This window comes from Microcoleus sp. B4-C2 (assembly GCF_036705265.1).
Lineage (GTDB): Bacteria > Cyanobacteriota > Cyanobacteriia > Cyanobacteriales > Microcoleaceae > Microcoleus.
The window spans coordinates 26,611-50,585 of record NZ_JAUBUB010000022.1 but is presented as its reverse complement, the minus strand read 5'-3'; the positions used below and the strand labels follow the sequence as shown (position 1 = coordinate 50,585).

Annotated in this window: 23 protein-coding genes and 2 pseudogenes; 18 read left to right on the top strand and 7 right to left on the bottom strand. The window is 46.2% G+C overall.

Annotation, left to right across the window (positions count from 1 at the left end; genetic code table 11):
- Positions 1 to 60 precede the first annotated feature (60 nt).
- The 12 genes from nadA (at position 61) to QUB20_RS09750 (ending at position 10,744) form a co-directional block, all read left to right on the top strand.
- Entirely contained in the window at positions 61 to 1,029 is a 969-nt protein-coding gene (gene nadA / locus QUB20_RS09805) for a quinolinate synthase NadA (RefSeq protein ID WP_333245655.1), read from the top strand.
- A gap of 166 nt (positions 1,030 to 1,195) precedes the next feature.
- On the top strand, positions 1,196 to 1,813 hold the full coding sequence (locus tag QUB20_RS09800; RefSeq protein WP_333245652.1) for a TIGR04282 family arsenosugar biosynthesis glycosyltransferase: 618 nt from the start codon (positions 1,196 to 1,198) through the stop codon (positions 1,811 to 1,813).
- A gap of 414 nt (positions 1,814 to 2,227) precedes the next feature.
- On the top strand, positions 2,228 to 2,944 hold the full coding sequence (locus QUB20_RS09795; protein ID WP_333242038.1) for a TIGR04283 family arsenosugar biosynthesis glycosyltransferase: 717 nt from the start codon (positions 2,228 to 2,230) through the stop codon (positions 2,942 to 2,944).
- A gap of 114 nt (positions 2,945 to 3,058) precedes the next feature.
- Complete coding sequence (locus QUB20_RS09790; RefSeq protein ID WP_333081456.1) at positions 3,059 to 3,568, top strand: photosystem I reaction center protein subunit XI; 510 nt, start codon at positions 3,059 to 3,061, stop codon at positions 3,566 to 3,568.
- Between the two features lie 57 nt (positions 3,569 to 3,625).
- Entirely contained in the window at positions 3,626 to 3,742 is a 117-nt protein-coding gene (locus QUB20_RS09785; RefSeq protein ID WP_333042098.1) for a photosystem I reaction center subunit VIII, read from the top strand.
- A gap of 340 nt (positions 3,743 to 4,082) precedes the next feature.
- A complete protein-coding gene (locus tag QUB20_RS09780; protein ID WP_333245648.1) occupies positions 4,083 to 4,637 on the top strand; it encodes a hypothetical protein in 555 nt (184 codons plus the stop codon).
- Positions 4,638 to 4,774: 137 nt separating this feature from the next.
- Positions 4,775 to 5,662 (top strand): hypothetical protein, encoded by an 888-nt coding sequence (locus tag QUB20_RS09775; protein ID WP_333245645.1) that lies wholly within the window; start codon positions 4,775 to 4,777, stop codon positions 5,660 to 5,662.
- 183 nt (positions 5,663 to 5,845) lie between these two features.
- Complete coding sequence (locus QUB20_RS09770; RefSeq protein ID WP_333212670.1) at positions 5,846 to 6,418, top strand: DUF2996 domain-containing protein; 573 nt, start codon at positions 5,846 to 5,848, stop codon at positions 6,416 to 6,418.
- A gap of 384 nt (positions 6,419 to 6,802) precedes the next feature.
- Positions 6,803 to 7,624: an RNA polymerase sigma factor gene (locus QUB20_RS09765; RefSeq protein ID WP_333245642.1), complete on the top strand. Its 822-nt coding sequence runs from the start codon at positions 6,803 to 6,805 to the stop codon at positions 7,622 to 7,624.
- 238 nt (positions 7,625 to 7,862) lie between these two features.
- Positions 7,863 to 8,300 carry a hypothetical protein gene (locus tag QUB20_RS09760; protein WP_333291316.1) on the top strand — a complete coding sequence of 146 codons (438 nt, stop codon included), beginning with the start codon at positions 7,863 to 7,865 and terminating at the stop codon, positions 8,298 to 8,300.
- A 332-nt stretch (positions 8,301 to 8,632) separates the two neighbouring features.
- On the top strand, positions 8,633 to 10,228 hold the full coding sequence (locus QUB20_RS09755) for a tetratricopeptide repeat protein (protein WP_333291314.1): 1,596 nt from the start codon (positions 8,633 to 8,635) through the stop codon (positions 10,226 to 10,228).
- Between the two features lie 75 nt (positions 10,229 to 10,303).
- Complete coding sequence (locus QUB20_RS09750; protein ID WP_333245633.1) at positions 10,304 to 10,744, top strand: hypothetical protein; 441 nt, start codon at positions 10,304 to 10,306, stop codon at positions 10,742 to 10,744.
- Positions 10,745 to 11,530: 786 nt separating this feature from the next.
- Here QUB20_RS09750 and QUB20_RS09745 read toward each other — a convergent pair.
- Both QUB20_RS09745 and QUB20_RS09740 read right to left on the bottom strand, forming a co-directional pair.
- On the bottom strand, positions 11,531 to 12,352 hold the full coding sequence (locus QUB20_RS09745) for an alpha/beta hydrolase (protein ID WP_333242025.1): 822 nt from the start codon (positions 12,350 to 12,352) through the stop codon (positions 11,531 to 11,533).
- 92 nt (positions 12,353 to 12,444) lie between these two features.
- The gene (locus tag QUB20_RS09740; RefSeq protein ID WP_333242023.1) at positions 12,445 to 13,170 is read right to left on the bottom strand and encodes a lysophospholipid acyltransferase family protein; all 726 of its coding nucleotides are present in this window, start codon (positions 13,168 to 13,170) and stop codon (positions 12,445 to 12,447) included.
- A gap of 522 nt (positions 13,171 to 13,692) precedes the next feature.
- Here QUB20_RS09740 and QUB20_RS09735 point away from each other — a divergent pair.
- From QUB20_RS09735 to QUB20_RS09715, 5 genes are all read left to right on the top strand, one after another.
- Complete coding sequence (locus QUB20_RS09735; RefSeq protein ID WP_333242021.1) at positions 13,693 to 14,007, top strand: hypothetical protein; 315 nt, start codon at positions 13,693 to 13,695, stop codon at positions 14,005 to 14,007.
- A 129-nt stretch (positions 14,008 to 14,136) separates the two neighbouring features.
- Positions 14,137 to 15,864, top strand: coding sequence for a succinate dehydrogenase/fumarate reductase flavoprotein subunit (locus QUB20_RS09730; RefSeq protein ID WP_333245628.1), 1,728 nt, complete (start codon positions 14,137 to 14,139; stop codon positions 15,862 to 15,864).
- 98 nt (positions 15,865 to 15,962) lie between these two features.
- A complete protein-coding gene (locus QUB20_RS09725) occupies positions 15,963 to 17,591 on the top strand; it encodes a hypothetical protein (RefSeq protein WP_333245624.1) in 1,629 nt (542 codons plus the stop codon).
- A 148-nt stretch (positions 17,592 to 17,739) separates the two neighbouring features.
- Positions 17,740 to 17,964: a hypothetical protein gene (locus tag QUB20_RS09720; RefSeq protein ID WP_333245621.1), complete on the top strand. Its 225-nt coding sequence runs from the start codon at positions 17,740 to 17,742 to the stop codon at positions 17,962 to 17,964.
- Positions 17,964 to 18,245: a type II toxin-antitoxin system RelE/ParE family toxin gene (locus QUB20_RS09715; protein WP_172191064.1), complete on the top strand. Its 282-nt coding sequence runs from the start codon at positions 17,964 to 17,966 to the stop codon at positions 18,243 to 18,245. Before QUB20_RS09720 ends, QUB20_RS09715 begins: the two co-directional genes overlap by 1 nt.
- Before the next feature lie 37 nt (positions 18,246 to 18,282).
- On the opposite strand, the pseudogene QUB20_RS09710 reads toward QUB20_RS09715, so the two are convergent.
- The 3 genes and pseudogenes from QUB20_RS09710 to QUB20_RS09700 all read right to left on the bottom strand — a co-directional run.
- Positions 18,283 to 18,898: pseudogene (locus QUB20_RS09710) on the bottom strand (Uma2 family endonuclease); the annotation flags it as partial.
- Positions 18,899 to 19,037: 139 nt separating this feature from the next.
- A pseudogene (locus tag QUB20_RS09705) lies at positions 19,038 to 19,316 on the bottom strand (Uma2 family endonuclease); the annotation flags it as partial.
- 257 nt (positions 19,317 to 19,573) lie between these two features.
- Complete coding sequence (locus QUB20_RS09700; RefSeq protein ID WP_333245618.1) at positions 19,574 to 20,482, bottom strand: tetratricopeptide repeat protein; 909 nt, start codon at positions 20,480 to 20,482, stop codon at positions 19,574 to 19,576.
- A gap of 582 nt (positions 20,483 to 21,064) precedes the next feature.
- Between QUB20_RS09700 and QUB20_RS09695 the strand changes: the two genes are divergently transcribed.
- Complete coding sequence (locus tag QUB20_RS09695) at positions 21,065 to 22,309, top strand: hypothetical protein (protein WP_333245615.1); 1,245 nt, start codon at positions 21,065 to 21,067, stop codon at positions 22,307 to 22,309.
- 230 nt (positions 22,310 to 22,539) lie between these two features.
- Here the strand turns inward: QUB20_RS09695 and QUB20_RS09690 are convergent, their stop codons facing one another.
- Both QUB20_RS09690 and QUB20_RS09685 read right to left on the bottom strand, forming a co-directional pair.
- Positions 22,540 to 23,715 (bottom strand): homocysteine biosynthesis protein, encoded by a 1,176-nt coding sequence (locus QUB20_RS09690; RefSeq protein WP_333242003.1) that lies wholly within the window; start codon positions 23,713 to 23,715, stop codon positions 22,540 to 22,542.
- Positions 23,716 to 23,741: 26 nt separating this feature from the next.
- On the bottom strand, positions 23,742 to 23,927 hold the full coding sequence (locus QUB20_RS09685; RefSeq protein WP_333291312.1) for a hypothetical protein: 186 nt from the start codon (positions 23,925 to 23,927) through the stop codon (positions 23,742 to 23,744).
- Positions 23,928 to 23,975 lie beyond the last annotated feature (48 nt).

Genomic DNA, 23,975 nt, shown 5'->3' with positions numbered 1-23,975 from the left:
TCAACTATAATTCAAAATACACTTGAGTCCAGCCCGCACCTTCCCCGGAATATTCTAACTGTGTTTACCACCGCACCTGCTCCGAACTTTACTCAAACCCGACTGCCCGACGACTTGTTTGCAGCCATTAACGCCCTCAAACAAGAATTAAACGCCGTCATTCTCGCCCACTATTACCAAGACTCCGAGATTCAAGACATCGCAGACTTCATTGGCGACTCCCTAGAACTTGCCCGCAAAGCCGCCAACACCAGCGCCGATGTCATAGTTTTTGCCGGAGTTCATTTCATGGCCGAAACCGCAAAAATTCTCAATCCCGACAAATTAGTATTGTTGCCAGACTTAAATGCTGGGTGTTCCCTCGCCGACAGTTGCCCTCCCGAAGCCTTTGCAGCTTTCAAAGCGGCTCGACCAGGACATTTGGTAATTTCCTACATTAATTGTACCGCCGCAATTAAGGCAATGAGCGATATAATTTGCACCAGTTCTAACGCGGTTAAAATTGTCAACCAAATTCCCGAAAATCAGCCGATAATTTTTGGGCCAGATCGCAATCTCGGTCGCTACGTCATGGAACAAACTGGCAGAAACATGGAGATTTGGCAAGGAGCTTGCATCGTCCACGAAAACTTCTCAGAAAAAAAGATAGTTCAACTCAAAATCGAGAATCCCGAAGCCGAAATAATCGCCCACCCCGAATGCGAACCTCCCGTGCTGCGCCACGCTAATTACATCGGCTCTACCACTGCTTTGCTCAAATATTCTCAAGCTAGTTCCAGCCAAGCTTTTATTGTCGCGACTGAACCGGGAATCATTCACCAAATGCAAAAGCAAGCTCCGCACAAACGCTTCATCCCCGCTCCTCCCAACAATAATAGTTGTGCTTGCAACGAATGCCCGCACATGAGATTAAATACCTTGGAAAAATTGTATCTAGCTATGAAAAATCAAACCCCTGAAATTACCATGCCCCTAAATATTCAACTAGCAGCCTTGCAGCCGATCCAGCGAATGCTAGAAATGAGCTAATCGCTGGCTATTTTTCAGTAAATAGATTGTATGCTGGGTTGGGCGCGGCGATTAAATTAAGTCCTGGCCTAACCCACAAAGATCGATCGGCAATCTGTGAATCAGTTGTCCACTCTTTCTCTTCTTTTCCTCTGCGGTGCCTGCCTTTAAAACTCATGAACAATAAATGATGTCGGAAAAACTGATTGTTTTCACCCGCTATCCCGAACCGGGAACAACCAAAACTCGACTAATTCCGGTGCTGGGAAAAACAGGCGCTGCTAACCTTCACCGTTTGATGGCCCAACGGACGATCGCCTGCGCGCTCTCTCTCGAAAAAACCCGCCGATTATCGGTAGAAATTCACCGAGCCGGCGGCAGCAAACAACTGATGCAAGAGTGGCTGGGAAGTGATATTTCTTGTGAAAATCAAATAGACGGTGATTTGGGCGCCAGAATGACAGCAGCGTTTCAAAAGTCTTTTAATTCAGGGGTTGAGAAAACTGCAATTATCGGCACTGATTGTCCTGGTTTGAAAGCAGAAATCATGGCACAAGCTTTTGAGGCACTGAGCCACCACGATTTAGTTTTGGGCCCGGCAAAAGACGGAGGTTATTATCTGATCGGGCTGCGGCGATCGATTCCGGAATTATTCGGTGGCATTCAGTGGGGAACCAGTGAAGTATTTGCTTGTACGCGGGCGATCGCCCAAAAGCTCGCTCTCAATATTGCTTATCTTCCCACTCTTGCAGATATCGATCGACCTGAAGACCTCCTCGGTTTAGATATTAATATGTTGAAATAACTAAACTATATTTAATTTCTTTCAAACATTAGTAATTGTCATATTTAATTAGATAAAACTACTTGATTGTGAAACCATAAGGTCATAATATAGTAAGTGTATTTGTCTAACCAAATGCTGAATCTCAGTAGCAGTTAGACAGCGCTTGGGACAATAGTCCCAGGCGCGAGAAAAAGCCAAAAATTCCCAACTAAATTAGCAACTAACAGCTCCGCTTTGTACAAAACCCGCCCCGCCAGATGAAAGCCCAATGTAGGCGCGGGCGAGGTGTAAAAAATGAGCAACTAATAGCTTGGTTTTTTACCAAACTCTCCCACCTTAAGGCAAAATGTAGGGGCGAGCCTGGGGTCAGAAATGGGCAAAATCAGCTTTGTACAAAACCCGCCCTCTCTCTCACGGGTTGCTTAAGTCTGTATGTCGCCAGAAAATCCCAATCTCAAAATTTCCATTATCATTCCAGTCTTAAACGAAGCACCTACAATAGCCTCAGTCATCTCCACCGCCCTTGAGGCCCAAAATGTCGAAATAATTGTCGCTGACGGTGGCAGCAGCGACGGTACTACAGATATAGCAAAATCTTTTGGCGTCCGAGTTATCTCCACCGCCCCAGGCCGCGCCACTCAAATGAATGCAGGTGCCGCCGCTGCTGCTGGAGATATCCTGCTGTTTCTCCACGCAGACACTCTGTTGCCTCGCGGGTACGACGATAGCGCGCGTCGGGTACTAGCTAACCCGTCTGCTGTAGCGGGGGCCTTTCAACTCCAGATTGACGCCCGCAGTCTCAGCCTCCGGCTGGTAGAAACAGGGGTAAAGTGGCGATCGAACTTTCTGCAACTGCCCTACGGCGATCAAGCCATTTTCCTCAACGCAGCTACTTTTGACCAAATCGGCGGTTTTCCCGACTTGCCCCTCATGGAAGACTTTGAATTCGTGCGCCGATTGAAAAAACAAGGTCGCATTGAAATAGTACCCCAGCCAGTCCTGACCTCCGCCCGTCGCTGGCAGCAGCTTGGGGTGATCCACACCACCGCCATTAATCAAATAGTAATCATCGCTTATTTCCTGGGAGTGTCGCCCGATCGACTCGCTTTCTGGTATAAGAGGCAAAAGAAAAATTCTTCCAAAAACTAAAGAATAGTGAACTTTTCTAAAGCTCGCTGCCAATTATGCAAATAGGAAACACGTCCCTGCGTAAAATATGACTTGAACGCCTCAACTTTTACGCACAGCGAGGAAAAAGAGAATATGGCCGATCCCAGAGATGCAGAGCTGATTAAACCCTTTAACGGCGACCCCTTCACGGGTCATCTCGCAACTCCCATCAGTGCTTCTGATTTCACAAAAGCATTCATTGGGAACTTGCCCGTCTACCGCAAAGGACTCTCGCCCCTAATTCGAGGCCTAGAAATTGGTTTGGCACACGGTTATTTCCTCGTCGGCCCCGAAATCGTCTTCGGACCCCTGCGGGATTATCCAGAAGCAGCTAATCTCGGAGGATTATATACAGCCCTCGTCTTAGTTCTGCTTGGCACACTAGGTATGTCTGCTTACGGTTTAGTCTCTTTCAAACAAGACAACACCAGCTACCCTAGCGCTAATCCCATGACCCCTGATGCCCTCAGAAATGCTGAAGGGTGGAGCCAGTTTACCGGTGGTTTCTTCATTGGTGGAATGGGTGGTGTCTTTGTTGCCTACTTCTTACTCGAAAACTTTAACGGCGTTGATGCCATTTTCCGGGGTTTAGTCAACAATTAGACTCGACTCCCACATATCCCTGTTGGAACACACTAACTTTAGTTTGGAGAATTTGATATGACAGGTTCCTACGCTGCCTCTTTCTTGCCTTGGATTTTGATTCCCCTAATTACCTGGGTGATGCCAGTTGTGGTAATGGGTTTGTTGTTTATCTACATTGAAAGCGACGCCTGATCCTTACCTCTAAAGTAAGACCTAAGTTGGAAAGCCGAAGTAATAAGACGATTGACGAACAATTGCTCTGACATTTCTAGATAAATCTAGGGAAAATTAGCAAAAATTGTTTTGAGATTGCTGGCTATCCGAAAACTTAGTTTCTTTACTCCCATCCCCAGAATTTATCTGTGGAGCAATCTTTCAGTTTTCTTCCTTCAAAACTCATAATTGCAAAAAAATCCTCCGCCTGCAGGCAGAGGATTTTTTTACAAAGAAGACAAATCATCCGCTCAGAGGACACAAATTGCCAAATTCTAAGCCACAATTGTTATGGAAACCTACTAATGAGGAGACAGCGATGCAATTTTTCCCCGCACGCCGCATCTTAGCTCCATTCCTGATCTCGGTACTGCTGCTGGTGACCGCCTGCGGCCAAACCCAAGCCCCATCACGCTGGGACAAAGCCCAGGAGGAAAGCACCCAAAAACCTGGTAAAGCACAGCAGACAACTGCTGACAAATCAAGTGCTAGTAATCAAAACCTGCCCAAAAAGGCAGTTGCAGGCGGTAAGTTAAATAAATACTTCCCGTCTTCTGGGAGTGGATTCGATCGCGTTTTTGCTCAAGAAAAATCCGGTTTTGCTGAAGCTAAGTTGAACAAAGACGGTAAAAATGTCGCGGTTCTCTCAATTAACGACATCGCCGGCAACCCCAGCGCAGGTGCAAAATTCCAGCAAAGTACCAAGAAAATAGGCGGCTATCCCGCAGTTAATCAAGGTGCTAATATCACTGCTGTTTTAGTGGCAAATCGCTATCAGGTGAAAGTTCAATCCCGGACTTCCTCTTTTACCGCTAGCGATAGGGAAGCTTGGCTGTCAAAATTTAACCTGGGCGGCCTCGCCCGCCTCAAGTAGCAATGTCTTTTTTCCAACTCCGCGCCCGACTCAAGTCTGGCGCTATCAGAACTAAGTCTGCCACTATGAGACTGTGAAGTTTTGCAATCTGCCAAAAGTAATACCTTTGATTTTCGTTTCAGCATAAGGAGTTTTTTGTGAGCAAAACAGTCTTTGAATTAGTCGATCAACTGCCTCAAGACAACATGACTGTCAAAGCCCTGCGAGCGCTTGACTTTGTGGTTCCCGGCGAGTGGAACAATTTAGTTGGCTTTGAAAATACCATTCGCACCGTTACTGGCGAAACTGACGAAGAACTGATCCAGCAAATTGGCGAGCGCGCCATCTACCTGTACAACGATAAATCTGAGGGCTACCAGCGCGCTCTCTGGCTCTACCAAACTATTGACAACGCCGACAAGGCTTTGGGTACTGCCGCCCTCGCTAACAAAGTCTCCCAAAATGTGCCGTTTTTGTCCCTTCTGGGCAATCTCACTCCCAAGCCGGAAAAAGCTCAAACGATCGACCTTTCTCTGAAGTTAGTCACTGAGTTGCTCGCTTTTTGCCAAATCAACGGTATTCCCGGCGACAGCATCGGCGATTTTGCCGCTTCCTTGGGCGACTACGGCGGCGAATCCCTGATGCGGATGGCAGCTTTGGTTTGTTTTGACGGTTTGATTCCCCTGGGCCCGGACTTTATCATGGCAACTCAGTCTTGGATTCAGAGGCTCTCCCCCAGCGATTTGCAAGATAATTCGGCCTTTAAGTCGATCGGGGGCATGATTCCTGGGGGCTCTCCCGCAGGTCAACTCGGCTTTATCGGCGAAAGCTTTAACTCGGTTTCTGGCTGGATGAGCTCTTTTGTGAGCGATCGAGGTTTGACTCCCCAAAACGTACTCGGCCACTTGCAGAATTTTGTAGACATTTCTGCCGACAAGGTGGACTACGTGGGCGCATTCCTCGATATCACTACCAACTACTACGAACACACTGGTGTTCAAACTCTCGCCCGCCGCTTGATTGAACGAGCTGTCGCTGAGATTTAGAATAACCAAAGGAGTTGTGATCTTGGCGGACGATCGCCCTGTGAGAGTGTTTTCAGTTCAATTTTTTTTGACTAGCCATTCTCTCAGGTGGGTTTTCGATAAAATGTGTGCCCTCAAGAAAGTCGATCGCCCGCTTGCTCAACTCCCAACTCCTTACCCAATCACTTTTACCAGGAAGCGTTAATGTCAGAAGAACCGAAAAATCCTACCGCTGGCGAATCCGAAACTCCCAGTGCTGCGATCGATCACGCCCCAAGTTCCGACGAACCAGACACAAGCGACTTACCCAGCACTGACAAGCCTCCAGCGGCTGCTAAAAAGCCCCCAGCCAAGGCCGAAGGCGACAAGCCCCCAGCTAAAGCTAAGAAGGAAAAAGCACCTGCTGTTGAAGACAAGCCCTTTGCGGAATTTATTCAACAAGATTATTTGCCCGCTTTGCAAACTGCTTTGACTAAGCAGGGCGTTAAGGATTTAGAGGTGAGTTTGGCAAAGCAAAAACTCCCAGTTGCTGGCATGAGTTCCGCCGGAGATTGCTGGCAGGTAATTGGCAAATTCCAAGAAGGTCAGCGCCAATTTAACCTGTATTTTCCTCAAGAAAATATTCAAAGTCAAAGGGCGTTTTCCTGCGCTGAAAATAATACCAAAACCAGCACTTTAGAGCCTTTTTTGATAGATGAGCGTAAGGTAACACTAGACCTCATGGTGTTTGGGGTCGTCCAGCGGCTTAACGCTCAAAAATGGCTAAATCTTAATTAACCTGAGTTCGGGATAAGAAGAGGAGGAGCCGTGTAAGCTGAAATACAGCGTATTCGAGGTTTGTGAATTGTAGGGACACGGCAGTGTCCATTGGTGTCAACTTAAGCCTGAAAGCCCGCCAAGTTCGTCTGTGGGCCCGGAGTCCGCCAGGGGTTGAAACCCCTGTCTAATAGCTAAAGTCCTCTCAAAGAGGACTAATGAGTTGAAAATTCTTCTCTTCAGTCCTCTTTTAGAGGACTTTAGCTTTGAGGCGGGGGTTTCAACCCCCGCCGGACTATGGGTTTGACCTTAAGTTGACACTCCTTGGGATCTTGGAGTATCCCTACGGGGAAGCTCACGATAGGCGGGTGTACTTCATAAATGTGGAATCTGCTGTAAATGTAAATGGAAAGCAATAGCCATAGAACTCAAAAAATCAGGTCATCTTCTCAATCAGTGGCGGCATCAATCCTGTGGGATGAAACTGAAGATAAAAATACAATTTTTTGGGAAGAATGGCAGGCGCATCAAGATTATCTTTCCCATTGCAGTTTCAAGTGGATGAACTCAAACCCACTCGATGCCGAAGAAGTATTGAGTCAGGCAATGCTTAAAGCCTGGACAGAATGGCAAAACTATGGAAGTCAAATTAAATATCCTAAAGCTTGGTTAACTAAAATTCTCTATAACTTCTGCATAGATTTGCATCGAAAACGGAAACGAGATGCACTAATAATTGAAAACATAGACGAGATTAAACTTGAAGATTATCCAGCACTTTATTCTAACTTAGGATTTACTGAACCTAATATTATGAACCTAGAATTGGAGGCATATATCCACCACCAAATTGACTCCTTGCCTCCCAGAATCCGCGATACTTTTGTCTTATACCACTACCAAAATAAATCTTATCAAGATATTGCCAAGCTATTTCTATGCTCTGAAGAAAACGTCCGCAAATGCGTGAGCAAAGCCGGACGTTTTCTGCGAAGGCATTTAACCAAATATCTGGCCGGTGAAGATGATACTCCTCTAAATTCTTCCTCGCCCGCCTTAAAGTTGGTAATTCCTTTGCCAGAAAAGTCTCAACCCCAATGCAATTGGGAATCACTAATTCCCCCAAAAAGCCAGGATGAAGAAATTAGCTATCAAGTCACCGTACTATGTCTGGAAACTTTACCCCATCATTCCTACCTCTCTACTACTGTTCCAGTCTGGAGATGAAAGTGCGTTGAGTCAGCCGTTGTTTATCCCGCCTTTGGGGAAGTTGAGAGGATATTGCAGCGGCTCAACGCTAAGAGGAGCAAGGGTTATAGGGGTTGAGGGGGGATTTTGGGGGAGAAAATTTGCTCGTAACTCGAAAAATTCCCAAATTAGGGTGGGAAAACGTCTAACTAATAAATAAGCGGTCAGATAAAACCGCTTAGAGTCCAGGCATTAGTTACATCTTTCTTAACAAAAAATGAGTACATCCCACAAAATCCAGATCGCACTCGTGGCAAGTCTCCTGTGGTCATCTACATCCATAAGCAGTTTTGCTGCTACCAACTCGATTACCTCTGAAAAGTTTCAGTCAGACACGGTAAAACTTCCTGTTGAAAGTCTTCCATCTAGGCAGTTAAATTTAACACCAGATACTTATTTAATTGCTGGTCAGTTCAGGGATATGCTGAGTAAAGTACCTGGGGGATATGCCACGTTCAAAGCATTTGACGAGATATGGAAGAATCCAGCAGACAGGAAGAAAAGATTATTTGATTACTGCAACACTCAAAAAGTGTTATCAGTTAAGCTATGTTTTAGAATGCTAACAGTTTGGGCAGACGATACAGGGGAATCTGCCAACCGTAAGGACTCCGATGAGCTAAACAATATATTTGATGAAGCCAGAAAAATGTAAAGGTAAAATAATCCATAATGCGTGAGAGTGAAATCTCTTTGACTTTGGGGACATTACCAACTTAGTGCGGCTCCATTTCAGTGTTCAAAAACTTGAAGAAAAAGCGATCTTGCCACTCGACGAAGGGCGCGATCGCTTTTTTTCGGAGTGCGTAGGCAACGCCCCTCGTAGATATCGCTTTTTGTTTACGAGAGAGCCATTGATTGACGCGATCGCATTGATTTTCCTTGATAATAATTAATCTTTTATAGCTTGTTTAGTTTGAGTAACTAAGACATAATCTGATCAACGTAAGTTATTCTATTTCCCCTTATCTATAGCCAGTCTAAATTATGTCTGGACACTTTGCCACATCATTGGTGCAGTTCTGCCCATCCTCTGGGCTAGAGATGAATGTTCACTTTTTCTTAGAAGAAAAGCCAATTAGACAAGAGCAGAAATTGAACACTTTAAGTAAGTATGTTCAGAAATATCCCCAAGGATGGAAAAAAAGATTAGAACTAGCTAATTTGCTTTACCAGATGGGAGACTGGCAGCAAGCCGTTGCCGAATATCATCAAGTGATTGAGCGACAAGCGCAATTAATGGGTGTGCGGCTGCAACTAGGGAAACTATTGCAGCTAATGAAACGAGAAAAAGAGGCAATAGAAGTCTATGAAAAAGCCTTGTCGTGGTACGAAAACGAAGCGACTCAGCATCATATCAAGGGATTGATTGCAGTTTGTCGGGGTGAGAGTAACCAAGCAATTATTGCCTTTAATTTAGCAACTCATTTAGAACCTGAAATAGTCGTTCACCGGCTGGCTTTGGCACAGGTGTATCAGCAGATAGAAAATCATCTTGGCGTGCTCAGTGCTGTGGAGCCAATTTTGGCAATCAACCCAGATGATGTTGTGGCGTTGATTTACAGCCAAGATGCGAATCTGGCGGTGGGGGATATGAGCGCCGCAACAGAGCAGTTGAGCAAGCTTATAGCTCTATTTCCGAATGATTTTAGGGTACTGCAACGACAAATTGAGCAACGTCTTCAGATGAGATTAGTTTCTGGTGAAGAGGGGAAACTGACGAAAAAGATGATTACCTCTTTACTGCTACAAACTCCTCATGGGGCTGAGGCTCACAATTCTCTGGGCTATTATCACATTTTCCGGGGAGATTGGCGGCAAGGTGTGGAGGTGTTAGCAGAGTTTACCACCGAACACCCCAATTATCCTTATGGTTGGTATTACTATGGCCGGTGCTTATACGACACGAGAGACTATCAAAAAGCAGCACAGATGATGGCGAATGCTTATCAACTGTATCCCCATAATTGTGCAATTTATCAGGTATTGTGTGAAATTTTACCGGCAGCCAAACGCTGGGAAGAATTGCGTTTTGTGGTAGAACAGATGCTGAAACGATTTCCTGAACGTTGGAGTGTTTGGGCGACTGCGGGGCGGGTGTTGGTGGAACACTTCAAAGAGATTGAACGAGGATGTAGTGTTTCTGAGCAGGGCACAAAACTTCAGCCGCAGTTAGTTGATACTTGGTTTCGTCATGGGCGGGTGTTGGCTTTGGCGCTTAAACATCAAGAAGCGGTAGAGGCGTTGGAGAAAGGATGGAAGTTGTTACCAGCGGGAATTTCTCTGCAATTCGTGCCGACGGCGTTGTGGCTGGCGGAGAGTTACCAGGTGCTGGGGGATGTTGGGGCTAGTCAGCGCTGGTGGAAAGTTGCCGGTGAGGGATGTCAGGAATTGAGAGCGTTTAACGGGGCTATGGCTGACTACTGGTTAGGGAGAGCCTTGGTGGGGTTGAAAGATCAGTTGGGGGCGATACAGGCTTATGAAAGTGCTTTGAGTCAGCAGTTGTTGTATCCAGCGCGTGGGGAAGTTGAGAAAAGTTTGCTGCGGTTGAAAGGTAAGAAGGGGAAGGGTTCTAGGGGTTGAGGGGGGATTTTTGGGGGAGAAAATTTCCTCGTAACTCGAAAAATTACTAAATTGGGATCGGGAAACGTCTAAAAGATGTGGGAAGAAAAAACCACCAATCAACGTAAATTTCAACAAACGAGGTATTGTCGTATGAGTTTTGTCAAAAAATTACCAGCAGTTTTAATCGCTGCTGTTGGCATCTCTTTTAGTTTCGCCGGTGCAGCCTTAGCAGAAACGATTTTATTAGGAGAGAAGACTCTCGGTCCTCAAGAGACATTGAACTTAATGCCAAAAGATATGAGGAATATAACGCTTTGCTTCCAGACAACTGATAACTTAGTGGGTAACCTAAAATTGCTTTATATCACCGACAGGGTGGGGGGAATAGACGTAAAAATAGAAGATTTACGGGCTAGCCCTAAAGAACAATGTATATCCAAAAGAATGGGTATATATCCGGTAAAGGTAGTAAATATGCAAAGAAATAGGCCTGAGTTTAGTCGATCTGTTCGTGTACGTGCGACGCAGGAATAAAGAATTACGTCAGGAAGCGCACATCTAAAGGCCTAGGCTTGAAAAAGTCAGAATCTGACCAGACTAAGTATGTTTCACGAGTAGTAAAGCAGGGTGGATTTATTGTCAGAGGATAAGTAGCTAGGCGCAAATAAACCTTCCTGTGTAACCGAATGTAAAGCTGCTAGAACCGTAAGCAATTGCGACGTTTAACTAACAATGACATACTTATGTATTTTCCCACTCATCTACTTAAATGTATCATAGTATTTGCGATCGGGTCTGACCCGATCGCAAATACTATCCTAACTCGGTGTATCGCTAATGAACTTAAGAGACTGTTGGCGAATTCACATAGGGTTTCACCCCTCACCTCTAAAACCAGCACTCGCGGTGTTTCTCACATAGATGTAGTAGGTTGGGTAGAGCGTCAGCGAAACCCAACACATTATTTTAAAAGAGTTGGGTTTCGCTCGCGCTCTACCCAACCTACACTATCTACATTTTACCTATGAGGGGTATTACCCTTTTTTAATTCGCCAACAGTCTCTGAACTTAATTGAAGCTATTATTGCAGTTCCTGACCATCGACATCCAAGAGGTATTAAGTAGGTAGGCGCAAAGAAACCTCGCTATGTAACGGAATGTAAATCTGCCAGAACCATTGCGATTGCTTCGTTTCACTTCGTTTCATGCAGCTATGACATACTTATGTATTTTCCCACTCATCTACTTAATTGCTAATTGCTGATGCCGATAAGATTGTTTTTCGGAGATGCCCAATGCCCCATGCCCAATGACTATTGACTATTGACTGCTGACTAATGACCGATTTTCTTCGGATTTTGTCAAAAAATTGCGAGCTTGCATAATCCCATGAAGGTTAACATCTGTTTCTAACAAACAAGCATGACCGCTGTTAGCCAGCAGCACCATTTCAGCATTGGGAATTACCTTGACTAAAAGCTTCGCTTCTACTAGAGAAGGCAGCAGCCGATCGGCACCGCTAGCAATTACTAGCGTCGGCTGTTTGATGCCGCGCAACTGATTTTCGTCAACATTAAACGATCGCACTAAGGCCAATCTCCACACAGACGTGTTTTGCGGTACCGCTTGCATCGCTTCTAGCAAAGCGCGGCGATCGTCGCGCCCAATCTTTCCTAATGATGCTAATATCGGCAATAAACCGATTACCGACAGCGGATAAAGGTTGGCCGGCAGCCACTGAGTCAGATACGAGCCCCACTGCACCCAAGGCTGCTGTCGAAACGAAGAAGCTGGATTGACTAAAATTAATCGATCGCACAATTGAGGAGCTTCTAAAACAGTTTTCATCGCTAAACAGCCCCCAAATGACTCGCCGCACAGATAAACCGGCCGCTTCGGCTTTCCGGCTTGCTTTTCTGCTTCAATTAAGGCAATTGTTTCGCTAACCAGTACCTCCCAACTAGCCATGTCGTCAGCGGGTACTGTTAAGCAGCGAATGTCGAAATCATTTGCTAATTTAGAAATTTGCGGCCGCAGGAGCAAACCGCTGCCATCCATACCGGGCAAAAATACAAATAAAGGGCGATCGGGTTTCGGCGGTTTGGGGGTTAGGAAACGAATCTTGTTGTTAGCATTTGCCATGATTCAAGTCAAGCGATTTTAGATTTTAGATTTTAGATTTTAGATTGGAAATCTGACACCAGCCCACAGTCAACAGTCAACAGTCAACAAACTTACAAACAATTTCGTTGGAGTAATTCGGCAATTTCTCCCTGACAGTGGTTTGTGAGTTCAGCCACAACTGCTTTGGCTTTTTTGCCTCGATATTGCTGCTGTCTCTCGACAGTAATCCAGTAAGGCTGGCCGATTAAAACATTAACTCGCTGATAAATTATCACAGGATGCCACCCAGAGCGATCGAACAGCGGTTCCGAAGGATCAAACAAACTCAACAACTTGAGCGGTACACCCGATCGTATTGACTGTTCCTCAAAGGAACTAATCGCCACCGGCAAAACTGCCAAATCCCGCACCGGCGCCCGCAAAGCCAAATGAGCAAATCCCCGCTGAAACTTCCCCACAGTATTCGGGCCAGTCAGCTTCACCATCGGTTCTGCACCCTCTGGAAACACCCCCACCATCTCCCCGCCTTGCAGTAGCGCTGTTGCTTGAGAGAAAAAATGCTGCTGTCGGTGTTCTGGTGCTTCCAAGGGGAAAGCGCCGAAAGTCGTGACCACTTCCCTCATCACCGGAACTTGACCCATGTAATGATGACAAGCAAAGCGGATCGATCGACCCAAAGCCGCCGTCAGCAGCACAGGATCTAAGAAACTGCGGTGATTGCTCACCACCAGAACCGGACTCTCTTGGGGAATCCGGTCTTCGCGATACATAAACATCTGCGTTCCCAAACCAGCCAGGAAACAGCGCGAAATCAGCAATTTGCTCTCTGAAGACATGGGCGAAAAGACAGGTGCGACGCTATAAAGGTTGATTCCATTTCCACGCAGCTTAACATTTCTTTACCAAGTCGGGGCTCCCTCAAAAAGTAGACTTTCCCCTTGTGCCTTTGTTTCGTAAGCTGTTGGACATTTAAACTGTGAACTAAAATTTGATAAAGTTCTTGTGGGGAGTAGGGGTTGGGCTTATAGCCCGCACAAAAAATACGATTTAGATTCAGAACAGCTTAGTCCTGGACGCAGGGGTTGCCAGAAAGCGGGTTTTTTGCGAAAAGACGCGTTACAGCCCGCCAAAACAGTAAAAAACCCGGTTTCTTTGTCGGAGTGCGTAAGTCTTGTTTCGGCCAAATTTCCCAGTCAGAAACAAAAATTCATAAAGTGTTGTTGCAAACTTCTATAAAAATGTTTAAAACAGCCCTAAAACCAGGTTGCGGCAGCTAAACTTAGAAATTTACAGTGGGCATTGACGCACTGTCAAAGTATTTTTGGACAAGTCGTAATAGCAATCTCGCGAGGCATCAAATGAATAACATCCAAAACTATCGCCTTAGATGTACGCTCACCTTTGGCGACATTTACGGTCAAATCATTGTTTGGCTGATAGTCATCTTCCTAAGTCTAGCGTCGGCACTCGCCTTGTGGAGTAGCGCCCGCCAAATCTTCGCCTTGGCTACCGTCGGCTTGATTTTAGTGCTGTCTCTGCCCTTCTTGCTGTTTGCTTTCGTTACAACTCTGCTAAATAACATTGAAGTGCTTGCTGTAGAACCCGGTACGGAAACTCAACCTTCTGCAACGGGAAATCAGTCCAATCAGCAGCCTGTCGAAAGCGCCGGCTAGTCCAATGTGAAATTTTAACTTTTGATTTCCCATTCAAATCAAAAGTTAAAAAACTTCCTGCTCTTTTGGTAGGAAGTTTTTTTTTGCGTCACGATAAGTTGAGCAGAACACTCAAAATAATTCAAAAAGATGCTAGAACACGACGTAATCATTGTAGGCGGCGGTTTAGCAGGTTGCCGCGCCGCAGTAGAAATTGCCCGGACTGACCCCAGTTTAAAGGTAGCTGTCGTCGCCAAAACTCACCCGATTCGATCGCACTCCGTCGCAGCCCAAGGTGGGATGGCCTCCAGCCTGCAAAATGTCGATCCCGAAGACAGTTGGAAAGCCCACGCCTTCGACACGGTAAAAGGTTCAGACTATTTAGCCGACCAAGACGCGGTAGAAATCCTCACCCGCGAAGCACCGGGTGTAGTCATAGATTTAGAACACATGGGAGTCCTCTTCTCCCGCCTCCCAGACGGCAGAATTGCCCAGCGCGCTTTCGGCGGACATTCCCACCGCCGCACCTGCTACGCCGCCGACAAAACCGGTCACGCCATCCTCCACGAATTAGTCAACAATCTGCGCCGCTGCGGAGTTCACATCTATCAGGAGTGGTATGTTACGCGCCTGATTTTGGAAGAAGGCCAAGCCAAGGGCGTAGTTATGTACAGCCTGCTAGACGGTCAAATTGAGGTCGTGCGCGCTAAAGCGGTGATGTTTGCTACGGGGGGTTACGGCCGAGTTTACAATACCACGTCGAACGATTATGCCTCGACGGGAGACGGTTTGGCGATGACGGCTTTAGCTGGATTGCCGCTGGAAGATATGGAATTCGTGCAGTTTCACCCGACTGGTTTGTATCCCGTGGGAGTGTTGATTTCGGAGGCTGTGCGGGGCGAAGGCGCTTATTTGATTAATTCAGAGGGCGATCGATTTATGGCTAATTATGCCCCCTCGCGCATGGAATTAGCGCCCCGAGATATCACTTCGCGGTCAATTTCCATAGAAATTCGCGCCGGCCGAGGGATTAATGTTGATGGTAGTGCCGGCGGCCCCTTTATCTACCTCGATTTGCGGCACATGGGACGCGAAAAAATCATGAGCAAAATTCCTTTTGCTTGGGAAGAAGCCCACCGTTTGTTAGGAATTGATGCCGTAAATCAGCCGATGCCCGTGCGCCCTACCGTTCACTATTCAATGGGGGGAATTCCTACTAATGTTAGCGGGCAAGTTCGCAGCAGTCCTGAAGGTTTGGTGGACGGTTTCTTTGCAGCGGGCGAAGCAGCTTGCGTGTCAGTTCACGGCGCCAACCGTTTGGGCAGCAATTCGCTTTTAGAATGCGTCGTTTACGGCAAAGTTACTGGCGCAACCATAGCACAATTCGTACAAAATCGCAAGTTGCCGACAGTAGACGAACAGCGTTATATTACGGAAGCAAAAGAGCAAATTCAGGCACTTTTAGAACGTCCGGGAAAATACCGCATCAATCAAATACGGCAGCAGTATCAAGATACTATGACTGAGTATTGTGGTGTATTTCGTAGCGCCGAATTGATGCAGGAAGGTTTAAAGAAATTGGAGGATTTAGAGCGACAATATGAGGAGGTTTACTTAGACGATAAAGGCAAGTTATGGAATACGGAAATTGTGGAAGCTTTGGAGTTGCGGAGTTTGATAATTGTTGGGAAAATGATTTTAACTTCTGCTTTGAATCGGCAGGAAAGTCGGGGAGCTCATTCGCGGGAAGATTTTACTGAGCGCGATGATGGGAATTTTTTAAAGCATACGCTGGCCTATTATTCGCCAGCGGGGATTGATTTGGCTTATATGCCGGTGGCGATTACGATGTTTGAGCCGCAGGAGAGGAAGTATTAAGCTAATGTGCTATGGTAGTTATCTTACTCTTCAATGAGTGAGATAACTTGCTATTTAAAAATCCACGAATCTAGTTTCCTAATTATGGGGCTAAATAAATGAGCCAAGAAATTAGCATAACACTGAATCCCTCCCAAATTTGCCAATGCTCTTGCGATGATTTATGTCATATTCTTGAAAACGCTAAACAAGACATTATCTTGGAAATTCCCGGTGAAGAAGGATATTTATACTCATCATTAGATCAAGCAGAAGTTTTTTGCGGTGCTTTATTCATAGGGGAAAAGATAGCAGAGTTTTGTGAAAATATTTATGTTAAAGAAATTCTCAGCTATAGAGAGCCAATTTATTTTGGCTTTCAACCAAACAATATACCTGGATTAGCCAAGCAACTTGCGTGGCTGTTTCCTTTCTGTGACTTAGATTCAGACGATGACTATCATGATTTATTAGATGATTTAGAGAATGAGTACCTTGACTTTCGTCAAAATTTGGAAAGCCGGATACTAAAATTTCCTGAAATTGCCGATTTTTATCTAGGAAATTGTGTTTATGGACAACAAGAATCAGCGGATAATTGTAACAATGAAGAAGAATATTTTAGGGAATTACGCAGTAAATATTCTGAACAAATTCATTATTTTTGGCGATCTTTTCTTAGTAATGAGGTAGGTTACGACTTTTATGTTTCTCAGGAATCTTGGATTGTTCCGCTAGGTGTAGATATAAAAGAATTGCTGAAGCGATATGGTGGTTTCAAAAATGAAGTTCCCGATCTAGAAGCAGCAGAGTATTTGTCATTATTGAATTGCCCACCCATAGCTTTTCAAAATAAAAATTTGATAATTTTTCCAGAGTCAGACGTATATCAAGCTCAGAAATGTGCAGAATATATGTGGTTTGAAAGTCCGGAGTGCGACAAAATTAGAGATAATATGCGCGCAAAGATTATCCAGCTAGGTATAGATATAACAACTATACCGTTTTTACTAAATTCCTATGTTAATCAAGAAAATCGCACCCAAATTCAAAAAATTTTACTCTCTATAGAAGGCGATGTCTTGATAGTACAAGATCGGATAGCCCAGTATGTATTATTTCCCAAAACCCTAAAAAAAATTAAGCCAGAAGATGGAGAAAAATATCTTGAATCAATTTCAAAGCTATCTGAGAGTCTAAGGACACTCATTGGACGAACTACCGAGATCGCGTGTCCCTGGGATAAACTTGATGACAATCAGTTTGAGGAGCTTTGTTATGATGTTGTTAATTACCGCCATCAGCCCAGTAAAATCTTAAAAATGGGAAAATCTCGCTCCCGCGATGGTGGTAGAGATATAGTATTTCACACAACAGGGCGCGCGGGTCAACCGCCTGTAAAATGGATTGTACAGTGTAAGTTGATTAGAGATGGTAGTTCGCTGGCGGGAAGCAAGGTTCAAGTTGCCGATCCAGTAGATCAATATGGAGCGGGTGGATTCTGTGTGATGACCAGCGGTGTTATTGATAGTACACTTTATGACAAGCTAGAAGGTGTTGCTCGTAACAGAGGTATTGAAATAGATTGGTGGTCTCGGCTAGAATTAGAACGTTTCCTAGCACGGCATAAAGAACTGCGAGACAGATATTTTGGCAAGGAAATGGAAAATAAAAAATCGTCTCACGGCCAAAATATACAGCTTAGTTTACTAGATATCTTGGAGGATTCATCTTCAGGAAGTGCGTAGGTTGGGTTGAGGAACGAACCCTCCGTTTCACTCCGCCCAACATTTTCGCTACAATTTTCCTTAACTGAACCGTATTGGGCTATAGCCTAGGATAAATCTTGCTAAAACCATAAAAAATCTCGTAGTTCTAAACAGTTGAAAATAATATATGAGTAAAACGACACAGACATCTCAATTCCAGCAAGCTCTTGAAGCTGTAGAAGTTTTATCATTAGAAGATCAAGCTATGCTTCTAGAGATTCTTCAGAATCGTCTGCGACAACAGCGACGAAATGAATTACTTAAGGAAGTGGCAGAAGTTCGTCAAGAGTATGCTGAGGGCAATGTTAAATTTGGGTCGGTAGGCGATTTTATGGCGGAGTTGGATGATTGATGAAAATTGGTTGGACTCCCAAATCTATTCGTACTTTCAAAAAGTTAGTTCGTAAAAATCCTCAGCTTCGGCTTTTAATTGAAGCTACGCTTGAACTTTTGTCTGAAGACTGCTTTAACCCCAGCTTGCGAACTCACAAACTGACAGGAGATTTATCGGGTATCTGGTCGTGTTCAATAGATTATGATTATCGGATTTTATTTGAGTTTGTGACGGATCCAGAAGATGAGGAGGAAGCGATTTTATTGCTCAAAATGGGTTCTCATGATGAAGTCTATTAAGACCGATCGCCCTTTTCCCCAATTCTCTCTCACTATCTCACTCTCCTGCATTCTCCGTCACTTTCTTCGACGGATAAACTTAAGGCATCCGCCACTTGTTCGGCACTCAACCCCATTCCCAACAACCGGAGAATTGCATCCCTTCTAGCCTGAAATTCAGCTTGTCGTGCTTGTTCTGCACTCTCGGCTCTTTCCCGCTGTTGCTCCCCTCGCAATCTCTCTAATTGTGCTCTTTCATCGCCAATCAACAGTAAATTACCTTCCTCATCCCACCACCGCAGCCAAAGCAGGGTTTGATTTTGATAACTGCCTTGCCAAAGTCCCAATTCTACGCCTAAAGGTGCAATGGGAAAATGACCGCGTTGATTGAGTTCTAACAGTTGATAATACCCCTCCATCAACCGATAAACTTCTAATCGACCGCTGTTAATTTCATAGATGCCGTAATAGGGAATTCGCATCACCCGCTCGTAAACCCAAAACTTTCCAGGTTTAGTGACTAGCCCTTCATCGGTGCGAGATAAAGGAGTACGTGAAGCGAAGCTATCCCGAAGGGAATCGCGCTCTTCATCCCCGTTCCCGCTAGCAAATTCCAAAGCAATTAATGGTGCTATGTGTTCTCGCCACAGCACGTAGGAACGGCGAATTTGACCAAGAATTTCTTGATGGTACAAGCCCCCGGATTTATCCGTGGAATCAATCCAAAATCTAAAATCTAAAATCCTCAAGCCCCCGAATTTATCCGTGGGGTCAATCCAAAATCTAAAATCTAAAATCTAAAATCGAATGACCGTCTAAATTAGGAGGTACATTGGGAACATAAAACCAATCAGGAGCTTCTGCACCTTTTTCCGGCGGCTCGGTTTCGCGCCAGTAAATGCCGCAGTCTTGACCGATCGCATATTGTCCGTCACGATGCCGTGCCTGCATAATTGACCAGATCGAATCTGTTAAAATTAAACTTTGCGGATGCTCCTGAAAATTTTTAACAAAAATACCGTCGGAGTCTGGTAATTGAGTGTGGTCTGGAAAAGCAGGAGGTAGAACAACGCGGTCAACGCTTTGGGTCATAATTCCCTCCGAGGTCTTACCTAATTGGTAATTAGTAATTGGTAATCGGTAACAGGACGCTCCGCGCGAGGACTGAGAAACCCGGTTTATTTATGTATCTGTCGTTGTTCAACCAAGATTTATCTTAGAAACCGGATTTCTTTTCGTAAGTCCTGCGTAATTAGGAATAAAGCGAGTAGTTTTGAGTTTAAATTATTAAGTTTTTAACTTAATAATTTTTCACTGACAACTCAAAACTCTTTTACTTCAAACTTTCCTTAAGGTTTCGGTAGCGCGCCTTCAGGAGTAGGAGAAGCAGCCGGTTGGGGAGTCGTCGTAGCCGCAGGAGAAGGCGAAGGAGTGCCACTAGCTAACTGATTAATTTGGTCTTTATAGTTAGGAGGAGCTAACTCAGTAGCTCGATCGAACAGCGTTTTTGCCTCATCTGTTTTGCCCTGTTCCTGAAACACGATCGCCTTTCCTAAAGTGGGGCGAAAATCTTTTGGATTAGCCTTAGCAGATTCGTCGTAAATGGCGATCGCCTCCTCGTAGCGCTTCTGCACAGCATAAACCTGTCCCAAAATCAACTGCACTGAAGTTACATCCACACTTTCCGGTTTCGCCAGATTTGCAGCCGGAGCCGCCTTCAGCGTATCTTGCAGCAGTCCGATCGCAGCTTCCGGCCGCTGCTGCACCAGCAGCAAATTCACCAAGCCCTGCAAAGCCTTAATTTCCCCAGGCTTAGACGCTAAAATTGACCTGTAAGCTTGAGCAGCCCCTTCGCGATCGCCCGTGCGTTCCTTAGCCTGAGCCAGCAAAATCCCGTATTCAGTAGTCTCAGGATTCAGCGCAGCCAACTTTTCCAAAGGAGCGATCGCATCCTTAATGTCGCCCACTCCTTGTCCGATCAACTCCAGTCGCACCTGCAACAATCCCCGCAAAGCCGTTACGTTGTCAGGTTCCCGCTGCAAAACTAATTCGTATCCCCTAGCCTGAGCTTGCAGCAACTCTGATTGCTTCTCCCCAGACTGGGCCGTCTGAGTAGGTGTTGGAGTTGACTGACTTTGCGCTTGGCTGGCCTGGAGAATACTGTTTAAAATTGGCACAAGGGAAAATCCCAAAAAAGCGATGAGCGACAGCACCACCACCACAGTAATCAACCCACGACGCTTGTTTGCTTTTTCCATAATTCAACTATCCCAGCTTAAAATCTACTATTTTCTAAGAATTAAGGCATTGCCGGGGGCATCTGCCATTTAGCTCGATCGGTGCAACCGTAAACGTTTTTAACTTCAAAGTCCCAACGGACAAAGCAGCCTTTTACTTGCAGCTAATATGGTAACAGACCCACAACTCCATGCTAGCTAAACAATTTTGGACACTCAGACCCGCAGCCCCAAGGACTGCGGTGTCTGTCCAATTTAGTCTGGTCAAGCTAAAAATTACCGAAAATATGGCGGATCAGGCCGTTAGGTAATTGGATTAAGTAAAATAGGCAAGCTGAATATCCTAAATGCTATTAGCCAGCAACTCCAGCTCAGCGCGATCGCAGGATCGAGCGGTCAGCAACTGCCCAAGTCCTTGCTCGCAAGGATTGTAGCAGCCAGCGAACCGATCGGCACTCGTAGCGTTGAAAGTTGGCGTTGACGGGTCACAACCAGACCTCCGGGCGCAAGCCCGCCTGTCAGGTGCTAGTAGTTTTTAAAGCAGTTTCTTCAGTTTATTCCTAATTTCCCTTAAGGGATGTGTCTCCGCTGCAAGGAGTTTTTATGAACCCCTCTCCCAACCGGTCTTCCAAATCGTCCAAATCTACTTCAACTCGCAAGGCTCAGCCCAGCGAACTGGCCGTCAATCCGCCTAAAGATACAGATTCCATTGCTGAGACACCAGACGAAAGTTCGGTGCCTTCGGCGTTGGCTGCACCTGTTGACCCAAATCAACCCGCAACACCAACAGACGCCCCAGCGTCCAAGGATAGGCTGCAACGACCACGCTACAGTTCTGCCCTCGACAAGGACAAAACAAAGCCACAAGACCAGCCCAGCAATGCTCCTGCCCCCCCGGCGTCTGCAGCGTCTTCGACACCTGTCAGCGATACTCCAGCCCTAGCAGTCGCACCGCCGGCAAACGCCGAGCCTGCCGCTAACGAAAGTCAGGCCGCTGAGGACATACCATTCGTCATGCGCCAACATCCCATTCCCCCCCCCAGCGAACCCAGACAGTACCGAGCTGTTGGTTTGGTGCGGGGCCGCTACACGCCATCAGAAGAGCAATTCACCCGGGGTATGCTGATAGCTGCCGACGGAACTGCCATCGACGCAGTTTTGCTGGGTAGAGTCATGAGTTTAGTCAAAAATCACCTGGAGCTGGAACAAGAACACTTGTGGGTGGTCTATCCCCGCACCAGGCAAGAAGACGGCAACTTGCACGCCCAGATTATGGGAGTTTGGGAGCCGGAAACGCTCAAGAAACCTCCCGAACTGTCCTCTGATGAGGAAAATCAGGAAGCAGCGGAGATTGAGGCTAGCGGCGAAGCATCGACCGCATCTTTGCCTCCCTCGGAACCTGATGTTGAAGATGGCTATTTTTCGATTAGAGGTGAGGTGATTTATCAATCCCAAGACGAAGAAAAGTATGTCATCGTCAAAATCAAGCAAGCTCCCCGCAAGAATGACGACAAGATGAAGTTTTTTAAGTTGAAACTCAAGGGAGATTTAGCTACAAAGGCGATCGGGTTTTTTTGGGATTTCCACGTCAAATTGAAAGCTGAGAGTCTGATGATTGAGCAGGCTAATAATATTGGTGCCCTGCCGATTAAAAAGCGGAAATTCCCCCCCGGCAGCAAGCCGCCCGGTGGCTTCAAAGGAGGAGGGAAGCGTCCGTTTACTCCTAAGCCGAAGGGTGACGGTGCTCCTGTAGGGCGTCCTACCATCAAGTCCGCAGCAGCACCACCGCCTGTCCCGAAGGAACCTCTTCCTAAGCCGGTTAAGAAGCCTAAGCCGATCGAGGAATGAACCAATTTTAGATTTTAGATTTTAGATTTTAGATTTTAGGTGAGTGCATCAGTTTCCAATCTGTGCAGTTTTTTACCAGAATTCTTCAATCAAAAATCTAGAATCCTGGACGCACTCGCCGGGAGTAGAAACCGGGTTTCTTGACCAACCACCCAAGCTTTCAGGCCCGCGCTGGCGACAAGAAACCAGGTTTCTCAGGCCTGGTGCGTCCACAAATAATCTAAAATCCTTTATTCGAGCCGGACTTGTGCGCCCCACAAATCTTGGGGGAGAAATACTCTGTCGGTGGGTAGGGGAGCAACTGGGGCCGTGAGGGTAAATTGACCCGCTTCAATTTGCTGCTTCAATTCCAATGCTACTTGCCGGGAGAGAAACATACTCGCAAGGGGGGCTGCCCGCACTGGTTTGCCCTCGATGAGGATGCGGCCAGTCTTTAATTGAGCATAGCTAACTAAACCGAAGGTGGGACGAACGCGCCGGGGGATAGAGAAATCTACCACCGGCGCTACTATTTTTTTGTCTGATACTGCACAGTGGGCGACGACGGTTTCGTTTAAGACGGGAAAGGGGATGCCGACTCCCAGCATCAGGGATGGGCCGTAGTTTTTGAAGTAGCAGCCCCGCACCCATTTGGAGTTCATCTGTTTGGCGTCGCCGATTAGTGCGAGGGTGGCAGCGGGGCCGATGGGGGTGCGGTTGGGCTGGCGTTTTTGCAGCGGGAAGTGCTGGGTTCCTTCCCAGGTGATGTAGCCGGTGGCGCCTCCTAGGAAGATGCGGGTGCCGATGCCGATAATTTCGAGGTCGGGGTCGTTGAGCAGGGGAGACATGGCTCCTAGGCTCGAATAGACGGCGTTGCCGAGGTTTGGTTGCAGGGGGCCGAGGTAGGTGAACAGTGGGCGATCGCCCCCGTTGACGCCAACAATAAAGTTTTGATATGCGTTGCGGGGATTGAATAAATAAAACTGGTTGATTGTATCGCGGGTAATTGTGGTTTCAAAGGAGGCGCGCGGGTAGCAGTCTGTTACTTGTCCCAAGGCTCGCAACTGCACGGGTTTGCCGGCTATTAAGTCTTCGATGACGTGTCCGCCTCCCCGTTCGCGGGATTCTTCGCCGTCTTCGGCTACTTGGGTGGCTCCCAGGTACAGGTCTACTGCCCCGAAGCCGGAGTAGGCTAAAACGCCGTCTAGCCAGCACTGGCGGATTTTTATGGGCGGGTCGGTATGGCCGAGGTTGATGATTGCACCGGAGGATTCCATCGGCTCGAAGGTGCCGGTGGTAATCACATCGACTTCTTTGGCTGCTTGGGTAATGCTGGTTTCTTGAACTCTAGTTTTGAGCTCTTCGATTGTCCAGACTGTGGCTTTGCCCTGGCTGATTTTATCGTTGATTTCGTCGATCGATCTCATATATTTTAGATTTTAGATTTTGGATTTTAGATTTTGAATTGATTGATTTTGGAGTAATTTGGATTTGGGATTGATGGAATGTCGATCGAGCTGGTTGTTTGAGATAAAATCAATATATTATAACTGAGATGTTGCACCATTCTCAACAAGCCTTTTATCAACAGGCAAGATGCCTGTTCCACAATAAAATTCACTCTTCGTGGAACAGGCATCTTGCCTGTTCTTGATAATGATGCAAGATGTAAATTATAACGGATACA